16 protein-coding genes are annotated in these 17,855 nt (G+C 57.7%); 10 read left to right on the top strand and 6 right to left on the bottom strand.

Annotated elements, in window-relative coordinates; genetic code table 11:
- The first annotated feature begins 155 nt into the window (after nt 1-155).
- The gene (locus GOV85_RS06400; RefSeq protein WP_171176053.1) at nt 156-743 is read left to right on the top strand and encodes a uracil-DNA glycosylase family protein; all 588 of its coding nucleotides are present in this window, start codon (nt 156-158) and stop codon (nt 741-743) included.
- Nucleotides 736-1,524, top strand: a complete 789-nt coding sequence (locus tag GOV85_RS06395) for an SseB family protein (protein WP_171176051.1) — start codon at nt 736-738, stop codon at nt 1,522-1,524. The genes GOV85_RS06400 and GOV85_RS06395 overlap by 8 nt, the downstream gene beginning before the upstream one ends.
- A gap of 60 nt (nt 1,525-1,584) precedes the next feature.
- Here GOV85_RS06395 and yghU read toward each other — a convergent pair whose 3' ends face one another.
- A complete protein-coding gene (gene yghU, locus GOV85_RS06390) occupies nt 1,585-2,463 on the bottom strand; it encodes a glutathione-dependent disulfide-bond oxidoreductase (RefSeq protein WP_171176049.1) in 879 nt (292 codons plus the stop codon).
- Nucleotides 2,464-2,699: 236 nt separating this feature from the next.
- On the opposite strand from yghU, the gene GOV85_RS06385 reads away from it, so the two are divergent.
- Nucleotides 2,700-3,218, top strand: a complete 519-nt coding sequence (locus GOV85_RS06385; protein ID WP_171176047.1) for a YHS domain-containing (seleno)protein — start codon at nt 2,700-2,702, stop codon at nt 3,216-3,218.
- A 59-nt stretch (nt 3,219-3,277) separates the two neighbouring features.
- Here GOV85_RS06385 and GOV85_RS06380 read toward each other — a convergent pair whose 3' ends face one another.
- Nucleotides 3,278-3,943 (bottom strand): J domain-containing protein, encoded by a 666-nt coding sequence (locus tag GOV85_RS06380; protein WP_171176045.1) that lies wholly within the window; start codon nt 3,941-3,943, stop codon nt 3,278-3,280.
- A 230-nt stretch (nt 3,944-4,173) separates the two neighbouring features.
- Nucleotides 4,174-5,040, bottom strand: a complete 867-nt coding sequence (metF, locus tag GOV85_RS06375) for a methylenetetrahydrofolate reductase [NAD(P)H] (protein WP_171176043.1) — start codon at nt 5,038-5,040, stop codon at nt 4,174-4,176.
- Between the two features lie 94 nt (nt 5,041-5,134).
- Here metF and GOV85_RS06370 point away from each other — a divergent pair, with 94 nt between their 5' ends.
- Both GOV85_RS06370 and GOV85_RS06365 read left to right on the top strand, forming a co-directional pair.
- Nucleotides 5,135-6,040, top strand: coding sequence for a LysR family transcriptional regulator (locus tag GOV85_RS06370; protein WP_171176278.1), 906 nt, complete (start codon nt 5,135-5,137; stop codon nt 6,038-6,040).
- A 98-nt stretch (nt 6,041-6,138) separates the two neighbouring features.
- Complete coding sequence (locus GOV85_RS06365) at nt 6,139-6,924, top strand: inositol monophosphatase family protein (protein ID WP_171176041.1); 786 nt, start codon at nt 6,139-6,141, stop codon at nt 6,922-6,924.
- Between the two features lie 12 nt (nt 6,925-6,936).
- On the opposite strand, the gene GOV85_RS06360 is transcribed toward GOV85_RS06365, so the two are convergent.
- Nucleotides 6,937-7,680 carry a rhomboid family intramembrane serine protease gene (locus tag GOV85_RS06360; protein WP_171176040.1) on the bottom strand — a complete coding sequence of 248 codons (744 nt, stop codon included), beginning with the start codon at nt 7,678-7,680 and terminating at the stop codon, nt 6,937-6,939.
- Nucleotides 7,681-7,722: 42 nt separating this feature from the next.
- The gene (putA, locus tag GOV85_RS06355; protein WP_171176038.1) at nt 7,723-11,121 is read right to left on the bottom strand and encodes a bifunctional proline dehydrogenase/L-glutamate gamma-semialdehyde dehydrogenase PutA; all 3,399 of its coding nucleotides are present in this window, start codon (nt 11,119-11,121) and stop codon (nt 7,723-7,725) included.
- Between the two features lie 108 nt (nt 11,122-11,229).
- Here putA and GOV85_RS06350 point away from each other — a divergent pair, with 108 nt between their 5' ends.
- Nucleotides 11,230-11,712 (top strand): Lrp/AsnC family transcriptional regulator, encoded by a 483-nt coding sequence (locus GOV85_RS06350; RefSeq protein ID WP_171176036.1) that lies wholly within the window; start codon nt 11,230-11,232, stop codon nt 11,710-11,712.
- A 30-nt stretch (nt 11,713-11,742) separates the two neighbouring features.
- A complete protein-coding gene (locus tag GOV85_RS06345) occupies nt 11,743-12,309 on the top strand; it encodes a hypothetical protein (RefSeq protein WP_253282738.1) in 567 nt (188 codons plus the stop codon).
- A gap of 39 nt (nt 12,310-12,348) precedes the next feature.
- On the opposite strand, the gene GOV85_RS06340 is transcribed toward GOV85_RS06345, so the two are convergent.
- Nucleotides 12,349-13,122 (bottom strand): FadR/GntR family transcriptional regulator, encoded by a 774-nt coding sequence (locus GOV85_RS06340; RefSeq protein WP_171176034.1) that lies wholly within the window; start codon nt 13,120-13,122, stop codon nt 12,349-12,351.
- 335 nt (nt 13,123-13,457) lie between these two features.
- On the opposite strand from GOV85_RS06340, the gene GOV85_RS06335 reads away from it, so the two are divergent.
- The 3 genes from GOV85_RS06335 to GOV85_RS06325 all read left to right on the top strand — a co-directional run bounded on the left by GOV85_RS06335 (nt 13,458) and on the right by GOV85_RS06325 (nt 17,851).
- Complete coding sequence (locus tag GOV85_RS06335) at nt 13,458-14,507, top strand: TRAP transporter substrate-binding protein (RefSeq protein WP_171176032.1); 1,050 nt, start codon at nt 13,458-13,460, stop codon at nt 14,505-14,507.
- A gap of 116 nt (nt 14,508-14,623) precedes the next feature.
- Nucleotides 14,624-16,687, top strand: coding sequence for a TRAP transporter large permease subunit (locus GOV85_RS06330; RefSeq protein ID WP_171176030.1), 2,064 nt, complete (start codon nt 14,624-14,626; stop codon nt 16,685-16,687).
- A 12-nt stretch (nt 16,688-16,699) separates the two neighbouring features.
- Nucleotides 16,700-17,851: an alpha-hydroxy acid oxidase gene (locus GOV85_RS06325; RefSeq protein WP_171176028.1), complete on the top strand. Its 1,152-nt coding sequence runs from the start codon at nt 16,700-16,702 to the stop codon at nt 17,849-17,851.
- Nucleotides 17,852-17,855: the final 4 nt, after the last annotated feature.

Below are 17,855 nucleotides of genomic sequence, written 5' to 3'. Positions count from 1 at the left end.
ATTTTTACCAATCCATGTTGGCTACATTATGTCGAATTATGAAACAAATGATCAATGCATTGCGGTAAAACCTGTGACAACTGCATTGGCGGTGTGGCTGGTGGACCCTATGTTCCCCATCGTGACACTTGGGCCGCAAGAGGTTTTGAATTCCGATGGACAGCCTTGCCGAGGAAATTCGCGCTTGCCGACTGTGTGCTGATAAGTTTGCGCAGACTGAAACAGCCCATGAACCCCGCCCGGTTGTTTGGTTCCGCGTTGGTACGCCCATTTTGATCGCAGGGCAGGCCCCAGGTGCGAAAGTGCACGAGTCGGGGCGGCCCTTTACCGATCCGTCAGGTGACAGGCTTCGGCAATGGTTGGGGATTGATGAGACGATCTTCTATGATCGTGACCGCGTGTCGATTGTACCTATGGCGTTCTGCTTTCCCGGTTACGATGCACGCAGCGCGGACCTTCCGCCGCCCGCCGTGTGCCGAAAGACCTGGCATGATCGGGTGATGAGCGTTTTGGGCCAGGTGCCGCTGACCGTTTTGGTTGGTGGTCATGCGCACAAGTATCACCTTGGTGCGCGAGGTTCGGTCACAAGCACCGTGCAAGGCTGGCAGGACCATGCGCCGCGGGTCTTTGCCTTGCCACATCCGTCCTGGCGCAATACGGCATGGTTGAAGAAAAACCCGTGGTTCGAGACCGAGCTTTTGCCGGTTCTGCGCGCGCGGGTCCAAGAGGTGTTGAATGACTGAAACCACGGCGTTGGACGCAGCACATGCCGCGATGCAGGCGGATCCGCGAAACGATGCCGCCCGGCTACGTTTCTTTGAGCGGCTTGCCGACAGCGAGCTGTTCTTGATGCTGACCGAGGAAGCGAAGGACGAGAATATCTCGCCCGAATTGTTCGACGTAGCGGATGGGCGCTATGTGCTGGCCTTTGACCGAGAGGAACGGTTGGCGCAGTTCGCAGGTCGCCCTGTACCTTACGTGGCGCTTTCAGGGCGGGTGCTTTCCGGGATGCTGGCAGGGCAGGTGATTGGGCTGGGCCTGAACCTGGAAACCGCGCCTTCATCGATGCTGGTGCCGGCAGAGGCATTGGAGTGGCTGGCCGAAACGCTGCAACACGATCCACAAGAGGTCGAGGAAAAGCTGGCTGAATTCATGCCGCCGTCTGGCTTGCCCGATACTTTGCTGACCGCCTTGGATGCCAAACTGGCAACCGCGGGCGGGCTGGCGCGCGCCGCCTATTTGGTTGCAACCAAGTCAGAGGCCGGCGCACAGGGGCATATGTTGGGCTTTGTCGATGCAGTTGACGGGGCCGAGGCCGCGTTGGCCAAGGCCGCGTCCGAGGCGCTGACCTTTTCCGGGATCGAGGCTGGTGCAATGGATGTTGGTTTTTTCGCGGCCAGTGCGCCCACTGCCGCGTTGCTGGCCAAAGTGGGGCTTCGGTTTGATCTGCCTCAGCCGCAGGTGGCTGAGCCGATGCGGGAAGCCCCCGGCAGCAACCCTGACAACCCGCCAATTCTGAAGTAACCGACAAGACGCAAACACGCGGCGCACGTTGCACCGCGTGGTGTTTCGCTTGGAATGCGGTTACTCCGCAGCCGCTTCCAACTTGTCCTGCGTACGGTTTTCGAAATCGCTGGCGTCATGGCGCTCGTGAAGCTGCGTGTGCGGCTCGCCAAAGGCGCGGTTGACCATTCGACCACGCTGAACTGCTGGACGCGCGTCAATCTCTTTGGCCCAACGCATGACGTTCTTGTATGATTCAACATCCAGGAACTCGGCAGCACTGTAGAGGCGACCCAGAACCAGCTGGCCATACCACGGCCAGATCGCCATGTCGGCAATCGTGTACTCGTCTCCAGCGATGAAGGTCTTATCCGCCAATTCCCGATCCAGAACGTCTAGCTGGCGCTTGGTCTCCATCGCGAAACGATTGATCGGGTATTCCCATTTCTCGGGTGCATAGGCGTAGAAATGGCCGAACCCGCCGCCCAGATAGGGCGCGCTGCCCATCTGCCAGAACACCCAATTCATCACTTCGGTCCGCTCAGGGCCGGACGCGGGCAGGAACGCTCCAAATTTTTCGGCCAGATGGAACAGGATCGAGGCGCTTTCGAACACGCGAACAGGCTCTTTGCCCGACCGATCCCAAAGGGCGGGGATTTTTGAGTTCGGGTTGGCATCGACAAAGCCCGAACCAAACTGATCACCCTCACCGATGTTGATCAGCCAGGCGTTGTATTCGGCCCCCTCGTGGCCTAGCGCCAAAAGCTCTTCCAGCATCACAGTGACCTTCACGCCGTTGGGCGTGGCCAGCGAATACAGCTGCAGGGGGTGGCGTCCGACAGGCAGGTCTTTGTCGTGGGTCGCACCGGCAATCGGCCGGTTGATATTGGCGAACTGGCCGCCGCTTTTACTGTCCCAGGTCCAGACCGCTGGGGGGGTGTAGGGGAATTGGTCGCTCATCTCTTGCCTTTCATGCCTATACCATGGCTGTCTTACAGCTAATATTGCAAATCGCCGAGTCCAACCCGGTGCTTCAGGCTTTTTCTGTAACAATCCGCGACCAAACTCTCACGTTTTCCCGTGCGGGGTCACAGGGGCGTTAGGAGGACTACGAACCGCGCGGGAATCGCATATTGTCTTGGCAGACCTGCCATGACGGCTCCACGGACACAGTTGATACGAAAAGGATAGACCACATGAAACACTTTGCATTGACCTTCGCTGCAGCCATGGCCTTGGCGGTACCCGCTTTTGCCGGACCTCAATATGTTGATGGAACCGGTTTTGCGGTTTCGGGCTATGACGTTGTTGCCTATCGCAGCCTGGATCAGGTTTCGATCGGCCAGTCACAGCCAGAAGGTGTGCGCGGAAACGCTGATATAACCGCAGAATACAACGGCGCAACCTGGGCTTTCGCGACTGAAGAAAACCGTGACAAGTTCCTTGAGAACCCGGCCTATTATGCTCCGCAATATGATGGCCACTGCGCTTATGGTGTGTCCAAGGGCGGTAAAGTTCCGGCCAACCCTAACCTGTGGCGCATCGTCGATGACAAGCTTTATCTGAACATCACCGATGTGGTTGTTGGCTTCTGGGAAGAAGATGTGCCGGGCAACATCAACATCGCAGAAGGCAACTGGCCAGGCATCGAATCCTCGGACGCCTCGACCAATGTTATCCCAAAATTCACCTCGGAAGGTCCTATTACCAACTGATCTGACAACGAGACTTTGAAAAGTTCAAAGCCCGGCTACCTTAGCCGGGCTTTTTGCGATCAACCCGCCAGCCAGAATTGATCCCGGATGTCCTGATCGGCGTCAAACCGGATCTTCACGCTCTTGGCCCCTGGGAATTTGCGTTCACGGATCGTGTCCGGGATCACCACCTCTCCGGCGCCGGTATCCTTGGACTGAAAGCTCAGGATCTCTGCCTCGGTATGTCGCGCACCGCTTAGCACCGTGGTCGGCAGAGCCACCCGATTTGCGCCATGATGCACAGGCGTGGTGACGAAGTAGGTCAAATGCCGACCGTAGCAGCCAACTGCGTCCGGTACATGGTCCGATACGCACGCTTCGGGTATGCCTGGTGCATCATCTTCGCCGTGTCGATGTGACAACACCTGATCGGGACTTAGCATTGCCTTGCAGGCCGAAACTTCTTCCTGCGGAAGTTCAATGATCCGCTTTTTCAAACGGGGACGGCGCGGCTGAGTCGGGCCAGCATTGCCCCCACCTTTTTTTGCCAAACCTTCTTTCCGCAGAAAGTCATAGGCGGCCTTGGCGCGTGAAAACCCAGAACTGTCCCCTTCCCTGTGATCGGGATGCGAATGAAAGGCGATCTGTCGCCACGCCTCTCGGATTTCGCGGGAACTGGCAGATGGGGGTAATCCCAAATCTGCAAGGGCATCGGTGCGCGCACGCACTTTATCTACAGGTTCCATACTCAAAACACTCATTACAAACTACACGCCCCAAGTGTCGCCCTGGACATAGTTTTGTCAAATTTCGGGGTGGATTTGCGGGGGTGCGGATAACAATTGGGATCTTGAGATTCAATTGTCGCGAAAACTGTGAATTTGGTTATGAGAGTGTGAAACAGTTTGCACAAAGTAGGATGAAAATCGCCCGAGTGTGAACGTAACCCGGGCGAATCATTGATGATTTTGGTAAGTCAGGCGACGTTTTCCAGTTCAACCTGCGGCGTAATGCCGAGTGCGAAACATACATCCCGCGTCAGTTCCGGGCGGTTGAGGGTGTAGAAATGCAGCTTATCCACGCCGCCATCGATCAGATCTGAACACAGCTCGGTACAGATCGCTGTTGCCAGCAAATCTTCACGCCCGTCGCGCACAGCTTTTTCAAAGGCGTTTTCGACCCACACAGGAATATGTGTACCGCAGCGCTTGGCGAAATTGCGGGCACCTGCCCAGTTCTCGATCGGCAGAATGCCGGGCACAATCGGCTTATCGATTCCCGCTTTGGCACAGGCGTCACGGAACCGAAAGAAGGTTTCAGCCTCGAAGAAAAACTGCGTCAGAGCTTCATCAGCACCAGCGTCCAGCTTGGCCTTAAGCCAATCAACATCAGCAGCCATATCTGCGGCTTCTGGGTGAGTGTCTGGATAGGCGCCGACGCGAATGCTGAACATCTCGGTTTCGGCCAGGGCTTCGATCAACTCAACCGAATTGGCAAATCCGTCGGGGTGGGGTTCGAATTTGTCCTGACCCTTCGGCGGGTCACCGCGCAGGGCAACAATGTCCTGCACACCGGCGCGCGCAAACGTGTCGGCGATCTCCAATGTTTCCTGCCGTGAGGCATCGACGCAGGTCAGATGTGCAGCGACGTTCAACCCTGACGACTTATGCAAGGTCGAGACCGCGTCGCGTGTAAGTTCACGTGTCGTGCCACCTGCACCATAGGTGACCGAAACAAAGCGAGGGTCCAATGGAGCCAAGGTCTGAACCGTGTCCCAAAGACGAAAAGAGGCTTCCAGAGTTTTGGGCGGAAAGAACTCAAAGGAAATTTCAGGTTTGGACATAACGGCCTCGCTGGATCATCTGAGCCTCTTGTGCCATGGCGGACAATGTGAGACAAACTCATATTATTCAACAACAACATGAATGCTGTTCGAAATGCACATTGAGTTCCGGCACCTGCGTACTATCAAAGCGATCCATGAATGCGGTGGGCTGGCCCGTGCAGCAGACCAGTTGAACATCACTCAGTCTGCGTTAAGCCATCAGATCAAAGGGTTAGAGGATCAGGCGGGGGTCGAACTGTTTCTGCGCCGCTCGAAACCCATGAAACTGTCGGCCGCCGGGTTGCGCTTGCTTCGCTTGGCTGAACAGATCCTGCCGCAGGTTGAGGCCGCTCAGCATGAATTTTCTTCGCTGAGGGACGGGCGCACCGGGCGGATGCATATCGCAATCGAATGCCACGCCTGTTTCGAATGGCTGTTTCCGGTGCTCGAAGCCTTCAGAAAGTCTTGGGGCGATGTCGATGTGGACATCCGCCCAGGTCTGGCCTTTGACGCGCTTCCGGCCTTGCAAAAGGAAGAGGTAGATCTGGTGGTCTCGTCCGACCCCGAAGACCTGCCGGGTGTCGAGTTTGTGGAGCTGTTTGACTACAACGCTGTCTTTGTGGCGGCTTCAACCCATCCCCTGGCTGAAAAAGAGTATATCGAGGCCGAAGATTTTCGGGGACAAACCCTGATCACATATCCGGTCGAGCGCACGCGTCTGGATGTGTTCAGCCAGTTGCTGATCCCTGCACGGGTTGAGCCCGCAACAATCCGCCAAGTGGAACTGACCGCCGTAATACTGCTGCTGGTCGCGTCAAACCGGGGGGTTTCGGTCCTGCCGGATTGGGTTGTGCGCGAGGTCAAATATAACTCGGATTACGTGACCCGGCCCCTGACAAAAGAAGGGATCACGCGACGCCTGTACGCTGCGATCCGGTCGGAGGATCTTGAGAAACCTTACGTTCAGGAACTGGTGAAACTGGCCCGAGATGAGGCGCGCAAGCTGCAATCCCAGTAACGGCGTTTTCCGGGGGTCTGTTATGCGTATCATTCCTCTTGGCAAGGGCGCATTGCAGCAGTATACGCGCGGTTTGACCGGACAGGAGCCTTTTGACAATGGTTGGCAGTGCAAATCTCAACATCATGATCAAAGCCGCGCGCAAAGCGGGGCGTTCTTTGGTCAAGGATTTCCGTGAAGTCGAGAATTTGCAGGTGTCGATGAAAGGCGCGGGAGACTTCGTCTCAAAGGCCGATATCGCCGCCGAAGCCATCCTGAAAGAAGAGTTGCTGGGCGCGCGACCAACCTATGGCTGGCTGGCCGAAGAAGGTGGCGCGATTGACGGCGAAGATCCGACCCGCCGCTGGATTGTCGACCCGCTGGATGGCACCACCAACTTCCTGCACGGCCTGCCGCATTGGGCGATCTCAATCGCGCTTGAACACAAGGGCAAGATTGTTGCCGGTGTGATCTATGACGCAGCCAAGGATGAGATGTTCTTTGCCGAAAAAGGCGAGGGTGCATGGATGAACGACACCCGCATTCGCGTGTCGGGCCGTCACCGCATGATCGAGTCGGTCTTCGCGACTGGTCTGCCCTTTGGGGGTCGTTCGGATCTGCCGGCGACCCTGCAAGATCTGGCGCGTTTGATGCCCGCCTGCGCTGGTGTGCGTCGCTGGGGTGCTGCTGCGCTTGATATGGCGTATGTCGCCGCTGGCCGGTACGAAGGTTTCTGGGAACGCCGCCTGAACGCGTGGGATCTGGCGGCTGGTATCATCATCGTGAAAGAGGCTGGCGGCTTTGTACAGGCTTTGAACCCCGAAGGCAGTGTTCTGGAGGATGGTGAAGTGATCTGTTCGAACGAACCGATCTTTGATCAGTTCGCCAAAGTGATCCGGGGCTAAGCACTTTTTAACTTACTTGCGCGGAACACGTGGAATGCGTGACTGCGAAAGCTTGTACTTCGCTTCGGGGTGGGGCGGGTGCCCGCGGGTGCGGTCCCAGAACTGCGCGCCTCCACGCCGCAGCCAAAGCGGTATGCACAGGATCAAACCCACGGCAAAGCCTCCGGTATGGGCCCAATAGGCAATACCGCCTTCGTCTGGATTGCTGGTGATGCTGCCAAAGAACTGTATCGCCAGCCAGATCCCCAGCATGATGAAGGCCGGAATGGTGAAGACCCTGAAATAGACGATCAGGATCAGCAAAATATCTACCCGTGCTTTCGGAAACAGCAGCAGATACCCGCCCATCACACCTGCAATCGCGCCCGAGGCGCCAACGGTCGGCACCTGAGAGTCCGGCCCAGTGATGATGTGAATGAGGCCAGCGCCAATCCCAGCTGCCAGATAGAACAGAAGGAAGGGCAGGTGGCCCATCTCGTCTTCCAGGTTGTCTCCGAAGATCCATAAGAACAGCATGTTTCCCGCCAGATGCATCCAGCCGCCGTGCAGGAACATGGATGTCACAAGGGTTTCCAACCCAAACCCGTCGCTGACCCGCGCCGGGATGATGGCGTAGTCATAAAACAGCCTGCTGATCTTCGGCCCTTCATCCATGATCCCCACATAGCTGAGAAAGATCAAGATGTTGGCGGCCATCAGGGCATATACAACGTAAGGCGTGCGCCCCGAAGGGTTATGGTCACGGATCGGAAACATGATGAGACGCTGGGCTTTTGCGCGCCCAGCGTCAATGCAAGCTTATGCCGCACCTCCTAACAACGCAGCGTTTCCGCCCGCAGCTGTCGTGTCGACGCAGACATGACGTTCGCCCAGAACCCGCGCACGGTCGGGCTTGCCGGGGATCAGCGGCAGAATTGGGCCGTCGCGGCGCGCCAGATGCTGCTCGATCTGCCGGGCTGTTTCGTCATCCCCCCACCACAACACGCCTGAGATGTCGGTCAGGTTTTCCAACCGGTGCAGGTCCAGCATCCCGATCGCTTGAATGACCGTACCGCCAAGCGCCTGAACAGCCTCGGCCTGCGCGCGCGCTGCGGCCTCTCCAGGGCCCATACATAGCAAGGGTGAGCGTGGGTATTCGCTCAGGCGGTTTGATTCACCTGTGGGACCGGGCAAGGATTGAGTTTTGACCGGCACAGGCTGCCCTTGAGGAGCGGGCAAGTCGGCTATAGCACGCCAGGTATCCGCCGCATTTTGACGATCCGGCGCACAGAAGCGGGCCATGTAGTTCGGCCCACCCGCCTTGGGGCCGGTGCCCGAAAGCCCTTCGCCCCCAAAGGGCTGAGAGCCAACGATGGCGCCGATCTGGTTGCGGTTCACATAGATGTTGCCCGCATGGATCGCCTCGGTCACATGCTGCACCCGGTCGTCGATGCGCGTGTGCAGTCCAAAGGTCAGCCCGTATCCAGTGGCGTTTATTTCGGCGATGACCTTGTCGATCTCCTGCGCCTTGAATCGGGCCACGTGCAGCACAGGACCGAAAATCTCGCGTTCCAGCGCGGCAATACCAGAAACCTCGATCAGGGTAGGGGCAACAAAAGTGCCTTCGGGCGGCAGCGGAAGCTCTTTCAGAACCCGCCCTTTGCTGCGCGCTTTGGCCACGTGATCAGCTATGCCTTGCCGGGCCTGCTCGTCGATCACCGGGCCGCAATCGGTTGAGATCAGCCAAGGATCTCCAATGCTCAGCGCGTCCATTGCCCCTTTGAGCATTGTCAGCACGTCTTCGGCGATGTCTTCCTGCAGATACAGACACCGCAGGGCTGAACAACGCTGACCCGCCGACTGAAAGGCGCTTTCGATGATTGATTGTACTGCTTGTTCGGGCAGGGCCGTGCTGTCGATGATCATTGCGTTCAAGCCGCCAGTTTCCGCGATCAGCGGCGTACCGGGGCGCATGTTCTCGGCCATCGCGGCCCTGATTTTGAGCGCGGTGGCTGTCGACCCGGTGAAGGCCACACCCGAAATGCGTTCATCCGACGTCAGCGCTGCGCCTACAGCAGGTCCTCCGGGCAGCAATTGCAGTGCGTCGCGCGGTACGCCCGCCTCGTGCATCAATTGAATGGCGCGATGCGCAACCAATGGCGTTTGCGGTGCAGGCTTGGCCAACACAGCATTTCCGGTGGCCAGCGCCGCTGCGATCTGCCCTGAGAAAATGGCCAGAGGGAAGTTCCACGGGCTGATACAGGTGAAAATACCCGCAGGCTTGGCCGCAGGAATGTTGGCCGCGTAATACCGTAGGAAGTCCACCGCCTCGCGCAGTTCCGCCACCGCGTCAGGCAGGGATTTCCCGGCTTCGCGAGCAAGAAGGGCGAAAAGCTCGCCATAGTTCGCTTCATAAAGATCGGCAGCAGCGTTCAGAACGCGCGAACGCTCAGCAGCCGGTGTGTCCCAGGGGTTGGCCGAGGCCAGGGCCAACTCTACATCCGCCGCGCTGGCTGGCGCAACGAATCCGGGCCGGTCCTGCGGGTTGGCCGGGTTGGTAACAGGTTCTTCGGCCTCTGGTTTGGCCTTGTCGGCCAATAGAGGTTGAGCAAACCAGTGATAGGCCCGGAACCCATCCCGCGCCGCCTCGATCCGATCCAGAGTGGGTGTGTGGTGCAGATCAAACCCTTTGGAGTTAGGGCGTTCTGGTTGAAACAGCTCGGGCCCTGTCGGCAGGGCGGGCGGCGGCGTCTGTACAATGACAAACGGATCTGCGGCGACCTCTTCCGGGGGCACGTTTTCATCGACGATCTGGTTCACGAAAGAAGAGTTTGCCCCGTTTTCCAACAGGCGTCGCACCAGATATGCCAGCAGGTCACGATGCGCCCCGACCGGCGCATAAATCCGGCACCGGGTGTTCTGTTTGTTCATCACGATCTGATGCAAAGTTTCGCCCATGCCGTGCAGGCGTTGGAACTCATAGGGCTGCTCGTCAGCCATATGCCGAATGGCGCTGACCGTATGGGCGTTATGGGTGGCAAATTGCGGATAGATTCGGTCGGTCATGTTCAGCAACTTGCGGGCATTGGCGATGTAGGAAACATCGGTTGCCGCCTTGTGGGTGAACACCGGAAACCCATCCACGCCTTCGACTTGCGCGCGTTTGATCTCGGTGTCCCAATAGGCCCCTTTGACCAGGCGCACCATCAGCTTGCGGTCGTGGCGCTGCGCCATGTCGTACAGCGTATCCAGAACCAGCCCGGCGCGCGGTCCGTAAGCCTGCACCACGATACCGAACCCGTGCCACCCGGCGAGGGCCGGATCAGACATGACCGCTTCGATAACCTGCAGCGATAGCGACAGGCGGTCTGCCTCTTCTGCATCGACGTTCAGACCCATGCCGGCGGCTTTGGCCAGCAATGCAAGAGCCCGCAGTCGCGGGACCAACTCGTCCATGACCCTCTGTTCTTGCGCCAGCTCATAGCGAGGATGCAGGGCGGACAGCTTGACCGAGATACCTGGATTGGCACGGATGTCGTCATGGGTGCAAGCATCGGCAATGGCCGAAATAGCGCGGGAGTATGACAGGTGATAGCGCGCTGCGTCCGCCTCAGTCCGCGCGGCTTCGCCCAGCATATCGTAGGAGTAGGTATAGCCCTTTCCCTCCATTCCACGGGCGCGATCCATCGCGGATTGAATGGATTCACCCAGAACGAATTGCCGTCCCATTTCCTTCATCGCTCGGGCCACGGCGGTTCGGATCACTGGCTCACCCAGTCGTTTTATGGCCCCTCGCAATGCCCCGACCGGAGAGGCTTTGCCCTCGTCCAGAACCTTACCGGTCAGCATCAGCGCCCACGTGGACGCGTTCACCAGCGATGACGAGGATTTTCCCAGATGTTTGCCCCAGTCGGACGGAGCGATCTTGTCATCGATCAACGCGTCGATAGTGTCAGCATCCGGCACGCGCAGCAACGCTTCGGCCAAACACATCAATGCGATGCCTTCATCAGTAGACAGGCCGTATTCGGCCAGAAACACTTCCATCAACCCCGGCGAAGTGCTGGAGCGGATGTCGCGAACCAACTGCGCCGCGGCGGCGCAGATTGTGACACGATCTGCATCCGTCAGGTCTGCTTGAGTGATCAGGGTATCAAGGACAGCCGATTGATCGGCATAGGTTGGCGTGTCGATAAGTGTGCGCAGGCTGTGTGACATGAGTCCTCCGGTCTTTGCGCTAATATAGGGTGGAAAATACAGGACAATGGCCCAAAATTTATGTATCCGAAGGCAAGTGTTCTGATTTTGTGGAAATAGGCAGTGCAAATGGACTTTCCTGATCTGGATCGGTTCGATCGGTCGATTCTGAAAATTTTGGCTGAAGACGGTCGTGCTTCGGTCGCCGATCTGGCGCGCGAGATCGGCTTGTCGAAATCCCCGACACAGGCGCGGCTCAAGCGGTTGGAGGCGAGCGGAGTGATTAAGGGGTATCGGGCAATGCTGGATCCGATCCGCCTTGGGCTGGATCACGTGGCTTTTGTCGAAGTGCGCATGACGGACACGCGCGAAAAGGCGCTGGCCGAGTTCAATGCCGCTGTCCGTAAGATCGCCGAAGTCGAGCAGGCGCATATGATTGCATCGAATTTCGATTATCTTCTAAAAGTTCGCACCGCCACGATGTCCGAGTACCGTCGTGTCTTGGCCGAGAAAATCTCATCCCTGCCGCATGTTGCCAGCACGTCAACTTTTGTGGCGATGGAGGCTGTTAAAGAAACCGGTATGCTTGGCGGGTTTGAACAACAGGCTTGACGGAACAGGATTTCAACCCACCCTAGGGGCATGAAACGAGTATTCGCTGCCACGAGTCTTATGATCGCCTTTCCGCTTTTGGCGCTCGCTGAAACATGCCCTATGTCTCCGGATCATACGGAAGGGGTTGAGGCGCTCATTAAGCAGGTTCAAAAGGCAGAGTCGCAAAGCGACGCGCGTGCCATCTCGGATCAGATGTGGGTGCTTTGGACGGATGCACCGGACTCTCGATCACAAACCTTGTTGGATCGGGGGATGGCACGACGAGAAGCTTGGGATTTGCTGGGCGCCTTGGACGACTTCAACCAACTTGTCGACTATTGTCCGACCTACGCTGAAGGTTACAATCAGCGAGCTTTTGTAAACTACCTCAGGCAGGATTTTGGTGTGGCTTTGCAAGACTTGAACGTCGCAATTGAATTGTCGCCAAACCACATTGGGGCACTCAGCGGGCGTGCTTTGTCTTTGCTGGGTTTGAAGCGCCTGGAGGATGCGCGAGCGGCACTGTCTGAGGCTCTTGATCTCAATCCCTGGCTGTCAGAGCGGGCGTTGATAGAGCCGGGTGGTCTGTTGGAACCGCCTGGAAAGGACATCTGACAATAGGGCCTTGGTATCCGAATAGCCGGTGGGCACGCATTAACGTGATAGTATTCGCCGCTTTTCAGCCATGGCCTCACGTCGTCTCTGTTCAATTCCCAGTTTGAAAGACTTTTCGACAAAGTCGATGTGTTCGGTTGCCGCTTTTTCGGCTCGTTCTTCATCACCGTCGATCACCGCGCGACCCAATTCTAGATGCTGCTGCAGCAGCTTTTCCCCCGTTCCGTCAATCGTGCGCAGGAAATCACGATTGTAGAAAACGCCTTTACGGGTGAGTTCGTAGATCGACGCCATCATATGGATGAGGGTTGCGTTCTGACTGGCATCGACAATCGCTGAGTGAAGCGCAAAGTCTGCCTCTTGCGAGGCTTTGGCGTCTTGCTCCTGCCACGCACGCTCATTTTCGTCTAGGATTTCGGCGATCCGCTCCTTGTCCGCCTTGGTTGCCCGACGTGCAGCAAGGCGGGCCGCGAAGCCTTCCTGCTCGCGGCGGTATTCCAGATAATCAAAAAAAGCAGGCTCGTGCCGTTCATACAGTGCAAGAAGAGCAGGCATCATGGCCTGTCCGGTCAGGGCTGCCACGAACGTGCCTTCGCCGTGCTGCGTGGCAACCAGACCGCGTTCTTCCAGCACCTGAAGCGCCTCGCGTAGCTTTGGGCGCGATACGCGCAACATTTCGGCAAGATCGCGTTCCGAAGGCAGTTTCCGGCCCTGTTTCAGGATGCCCGAGGCGATCAGATCTTCGACTTGTGCAACCACAGCCTCGGCCAACGATTCGTGTCCAACCGGTTCAAAAATTGCCTTGGTGTTCATGATGCACTGCCCTGTTTGAAGCTGGAAATCCGCAGCAACTGGTAAACAAACATAACCGTATCCGCGCGAAACTCAAGCTTCTGAGCGTTCTTACAAGTAGCTAGGTACTTTGTTGTTCGTGAAAGGTTTTTGGGATTTGTCCTATTTTTTAGCAGATCTCAAAAGTTGTTCTTTAGGCCGCGTCTAACGTCGCAGGGATTTTTGGGAATCAACCAATGGTAAATAAAATTGTTGACTGGCTAACTCTGGTAAAGTTAGTTTACCACCGGAGCGGCGCTGGAAGAGCCTGCGCCAATGATCGGGCTGAAACCCCGACCAACCCTGGAGGAGAATTCATGAAGAAGACCCTGACGAGCTTGGCCGTGGCGGCCAGCATTATGGCCGCGCCTGCGGTTGCCGCAGACAAACTGCTGTTGAAAACGCCGATTGCGTTCTCGACCGAATTGCCGGGCTTGGGCTCGCCGATCCCGCGTGTTGCCGAACAGCTTGACGTGATGTCGGGCGGCACGCTGAAGATGAAAGTGTACGAGCCGGGCAAGCTGGTTCCGCCGTTCGAAATTTTGGACGCGGTATCCACTGGAAAGATCAACTCGGGCTACACCACAGCCGGATATTGGGCCGGTAAAATCCCGGCTGCGCCGCTGTTTTCGGCTGTGCCTTTTGGCCCCGAAGCGGGTGAATACATGGCGTGGCTCTACTACGGCAACGGCATGACTCTGTATCAGGAAATGTATGATCAGGCCGGTTACAACGTAAAAGTTCTGCCTTGCGCAATCATCGCACCCGAAACCTCGGGTTGGTTCGCAACCGAGATCAACTCGCCCGAAGACCTGAACGGTCTGAAGATGCGTTTCTTTGGTCTGGGCGGCAAAGTTATGCAGAAGTTGGGTGTTGCAACGTCGCTGCTGCCGGGTGGTGAGATATTCCCCGCGCTGGAAAAAGGCGCGATTGACGCGACTGAATTTTCGATGCCCGCCATTGATGCGCGCCTGGGCTTCCATAAACTGGTCAAGTTCAACTATTTCCCCGGCTGGCACCAGCAGGCGACTGTGTTCGAACTGCTGATCAACAAAGACGTCTGGAATGAAACCAGCGACCAGCACAAGGCAATCATTGAAAGCGCCTGTAAGGCGTCGATGGCGGACAGCTTTGCCGAAGGTGAAGCGATCCAGCATGCCGCGCTGATCGACAACGTTGAAAACAACGGTGTCACCATCAAGCAGTGGTCGCCCGAGATGCTGGATACCTTCCGCGCCACCTGGGACGAAGTTGCCGCTGAAGAAGCCGCAAACGATGCCTTTTTTGCACAAGTCCTGGCCGACATGAACGAATTCCGCGACGGCTACAACCTGTGGAAGACCAACGCGTTCCTCCCACGTCAGTAAACTCTCCCTAACTGACGTTACCGGGGCGGCGGAATCCGCCGCTCCGAACTCTCCCAAAAACGGAATTTCTAACCTTTCACTGCCCCGCACGCCGGGGTGCTGAGCGAGGAATGACCATGGCCAACGAACTATATACAAATGATCCGGTCGAAGCCTATGAAGGCATTCTGGAGCATCCCGAAACAGACCGCCAGAAAATTGCCGTCGCTATCGACACGGGCGTCAAAGCGGTAGGCCATGTGGTCATGTGGGCGAATATCCTGCTGATGGCTGCGATCTTCAGCCAGGTTTCGCTGCGCTACCTGTTCAGCCAGAATTACCCCAAGCTGGACGAGATCCAGTGGCATTTCTACGGCATTGTCACGATGATCGGCATTTCCTATGCCTTGATCACCGACAGCCATGTCCGCGTTGACGTCCTGCATATGCAGTTGTCACGCCGCGCGCAGCGGATCATCGAAGTGATCGGTATCCTGACCCTGCTGACACCGTTCATCTATTTGATGGTCGACCAGGGGTACGACTATTTCTACGAAAGCTTCCGCGTCAATGAACGCTCGGACAGCCCAACGGGTCTGCCTGCGCGCTGGGCGTTTAAGGCGGTCATTCCGATCAGTTTCATCCTGCTCGCCCTGGCGGCACTCGCACGGTTGATCCACGATGGGCACGCGCTGCTTTACGGACCGGCCTCGGAACGGGAAGGCGCGCCGCTGCGTCGTATCCTGCTGGTTCTGGCCGTGTTCGCTGCCGTCTGCGTGGGCCTGACCTTCCTTGTCGAAACGACCGAGGAAAAGCTGGTCATCGCCATGTTCCTGACCTTCATCGCGCTGCTGTTCACCGGCTACCCGGTGGCGTGGGTGCTGGCCGGTGTCGGCGTGGCCTATTGCGGTCTGGCTTACCTGTTCGACAACGATCTGATGCTGTGGACGGGGCTGGAGAGCACCTTTACCGGGCTCGATTACCTGACCCTCGGAGCGGTCGTGAACCGGGTCTATGCCACCATGTCCAACGCAGTTCTGGTTGCGCTCCCGATGTTCATCTTCATGGGCCTGATGCTGGACGAATCCGGTGTGGCCGAGCGTCTGATGTCCTCGATGCAGCGCCTGTTCGGCACCGTGCGCGGCGGTCTGGCGATCACCGTGACCCTGATCGGGATCATTCTGGCAGCCTCGACCGGCATCATCGGAGCATCGGTCGTGCTGCTGGGCGTGCTGTCGTTGCCGTCGATGATGCAGCAGAAATATCAGCCGACGTTGGCTGCTGGCGTGGTTTCAGCGTCCGGTACGCTGGGTATCCTGATCCCACCGTCCATCATGCTGGTGATCATGGCCGACCAGATGGCCTTGTCTGTCGGAGACCTGTTCATGGCGGCTGTCTTCCCCGGCGTGATCATCGGTGGCCTGTACCTGACCTACATCTTCATTCTCGCACTGGTGAAGCGTGATGCGGCCCCTGTGCCCGAGGGCGCAAAAGCTCCCGATTGGGCCGCTGTCAAGGACGTTCTGATTGCCGTCATCCCAACGCTGATGCTGATCCTCGCCGTGCTGGGTTCGATCTTTGCAGGTCTGACCACGCCGACCGAAGCCTCGGGCATCGGTGCGCTGGGTGCGACGCTGCTGGCACTGGGCTATCGTAAGCTGACCTTTGCGAAACTGTGGAACGTGCTGGTGTCGACCTTCAACACCACTGCGTACATCTTCGCGATCTTCCTTGGTGCGACCGTATTCTCTTACGTCCTACGGGAACTGGGCGGAGACGAGCTGATCGAGCATGTGGTGCAATCCACCGGCTTTGGTGCCTACGGCACAATCCTTTTCATCCTGTTCATCGTCTTCTTGCTGGGCTTCGTTCTGGACTGGATCGAGATCACGCTGATCGTGTTGCCTCTGATGCGGCCCATCGTGAACGGGTTGGGCATCGACATCCCCGGCTTTGGCGTTCTGGATGAACCCGCGCTGGTGTGGTTCGTGATCCTGGTGGCGGTGACGCTGCAAACCAGCTTCCTGACGCCGCCTGTGGGCTTCGCCCTGTTCTATCTGAAAGGCGTTTGCCCGCCCGAGATCAAGCTGACCCACATTTACAAAGGCATCATCCCCTTCGTGTTGTTGCAGTTGACCGGTCTGGCGTTAGTCTTCCTATGGCCGACCCTAGCCACCTGGCTGCCCTCGGTCGCCTACTAAGGAGCCTGCCTGATGCGTCTGAGCCAATGTCATAACTTCCACGACTTCCGGCGGCTGGCCAAGCAGCGGCTGCCGGGGCCCATCTTCAACTATATCGACGGTGGCGCAGATGATGAGGTGACGTATCGGGAAAACACCAACGCATTTGATCGCTGCGATCTGCTGCCTTCGGTCCTGCGTGGGGTGTCCGATGTGGACATGTCGGTCACCGTGATGGGGCAAAAGCTGGATATGCCCGTCTATTGCTCACCCACCGCCTTGCAGCGCCTGTTCCACCATCAAGGCGAGCGCGCGGTTGCGGCGGCGGCTGAGAAATACGGGACGATGTTCGGCGTATCCTCGCTGGGGACTGTGTCGCTGGAGGAGCTTCGGCAAAAACACAAGAACCCGCAGGTCTATCAGTTCTATTTCCACAAGGATCGCGGCCTGAACGCCGCCATGATGCAGCGCGCCAAAGAGGCCGGTGTCGAGGTCATGATGCTGACCGTCGACAGCATCACCGGCGGCAACCGTGAGCGTGATCTGCGCACCGGCTTCTCGATCCCATTCCGTCTGACGCTGGGCGGCATGATCCAGTTTGCAATCAAGCCGATGTGGGGGATCAACTATGTCACGCACGAGAAATTCCGCCTGCCGCAGCTGGAAGAACATGTCGATATGGGTGGAGGTGCCAGCTCGATCGGCGGCTACTTTACCGACATGCTCGATCCGTCGATGAACTGGGATGACGTGGCACAGATGGTGCGAGACTGGGACGGTCAGTTCTGTCTCAAAGGCATCATGACCGTTGAGGATGCCAAACGCGCAGATGAAATCGGCTGCACCGGGATCATCTTGTCGAACCACGGGGGCCGCCAATTGGACGGCTCACGCACGCCCTTCGACCAACTGGCCGAGATAGTCGATGCAGTTGGTGACAAGCTGGACGTGATGATGGACAGCGGCATTCAGCGCGGCACGCATGTGCTCAAAGCGTTGTCAATTGGGGCCAAAGCCGTGGGTGTTGGTCGTCACTACCTGTACCCGTTGGCTGCCGCAGGGCAGGCGGGGGTCGAGCGCGCACTTGGCCTGATGCGGGCCGAGATTGAGCGCGACATGAAACTGATGGGCGTCACCAGCGTTGACCAGTTGAGCCGCGAGAATATCCGTTTCCGCAGCGCTTGAACCC

This window comes from Ruegeria sp. HKCCA4633, from assembly GCF_013034605.1.
GTDB lineage: Bacteria > Pseudomonadota > Alphaproteobacteria > Rhodobacterales > Rhodobacteraceae > Ruegeria.
This window is presented reverse-complemented; position numbering and strand designations above follow the sequence as displayed.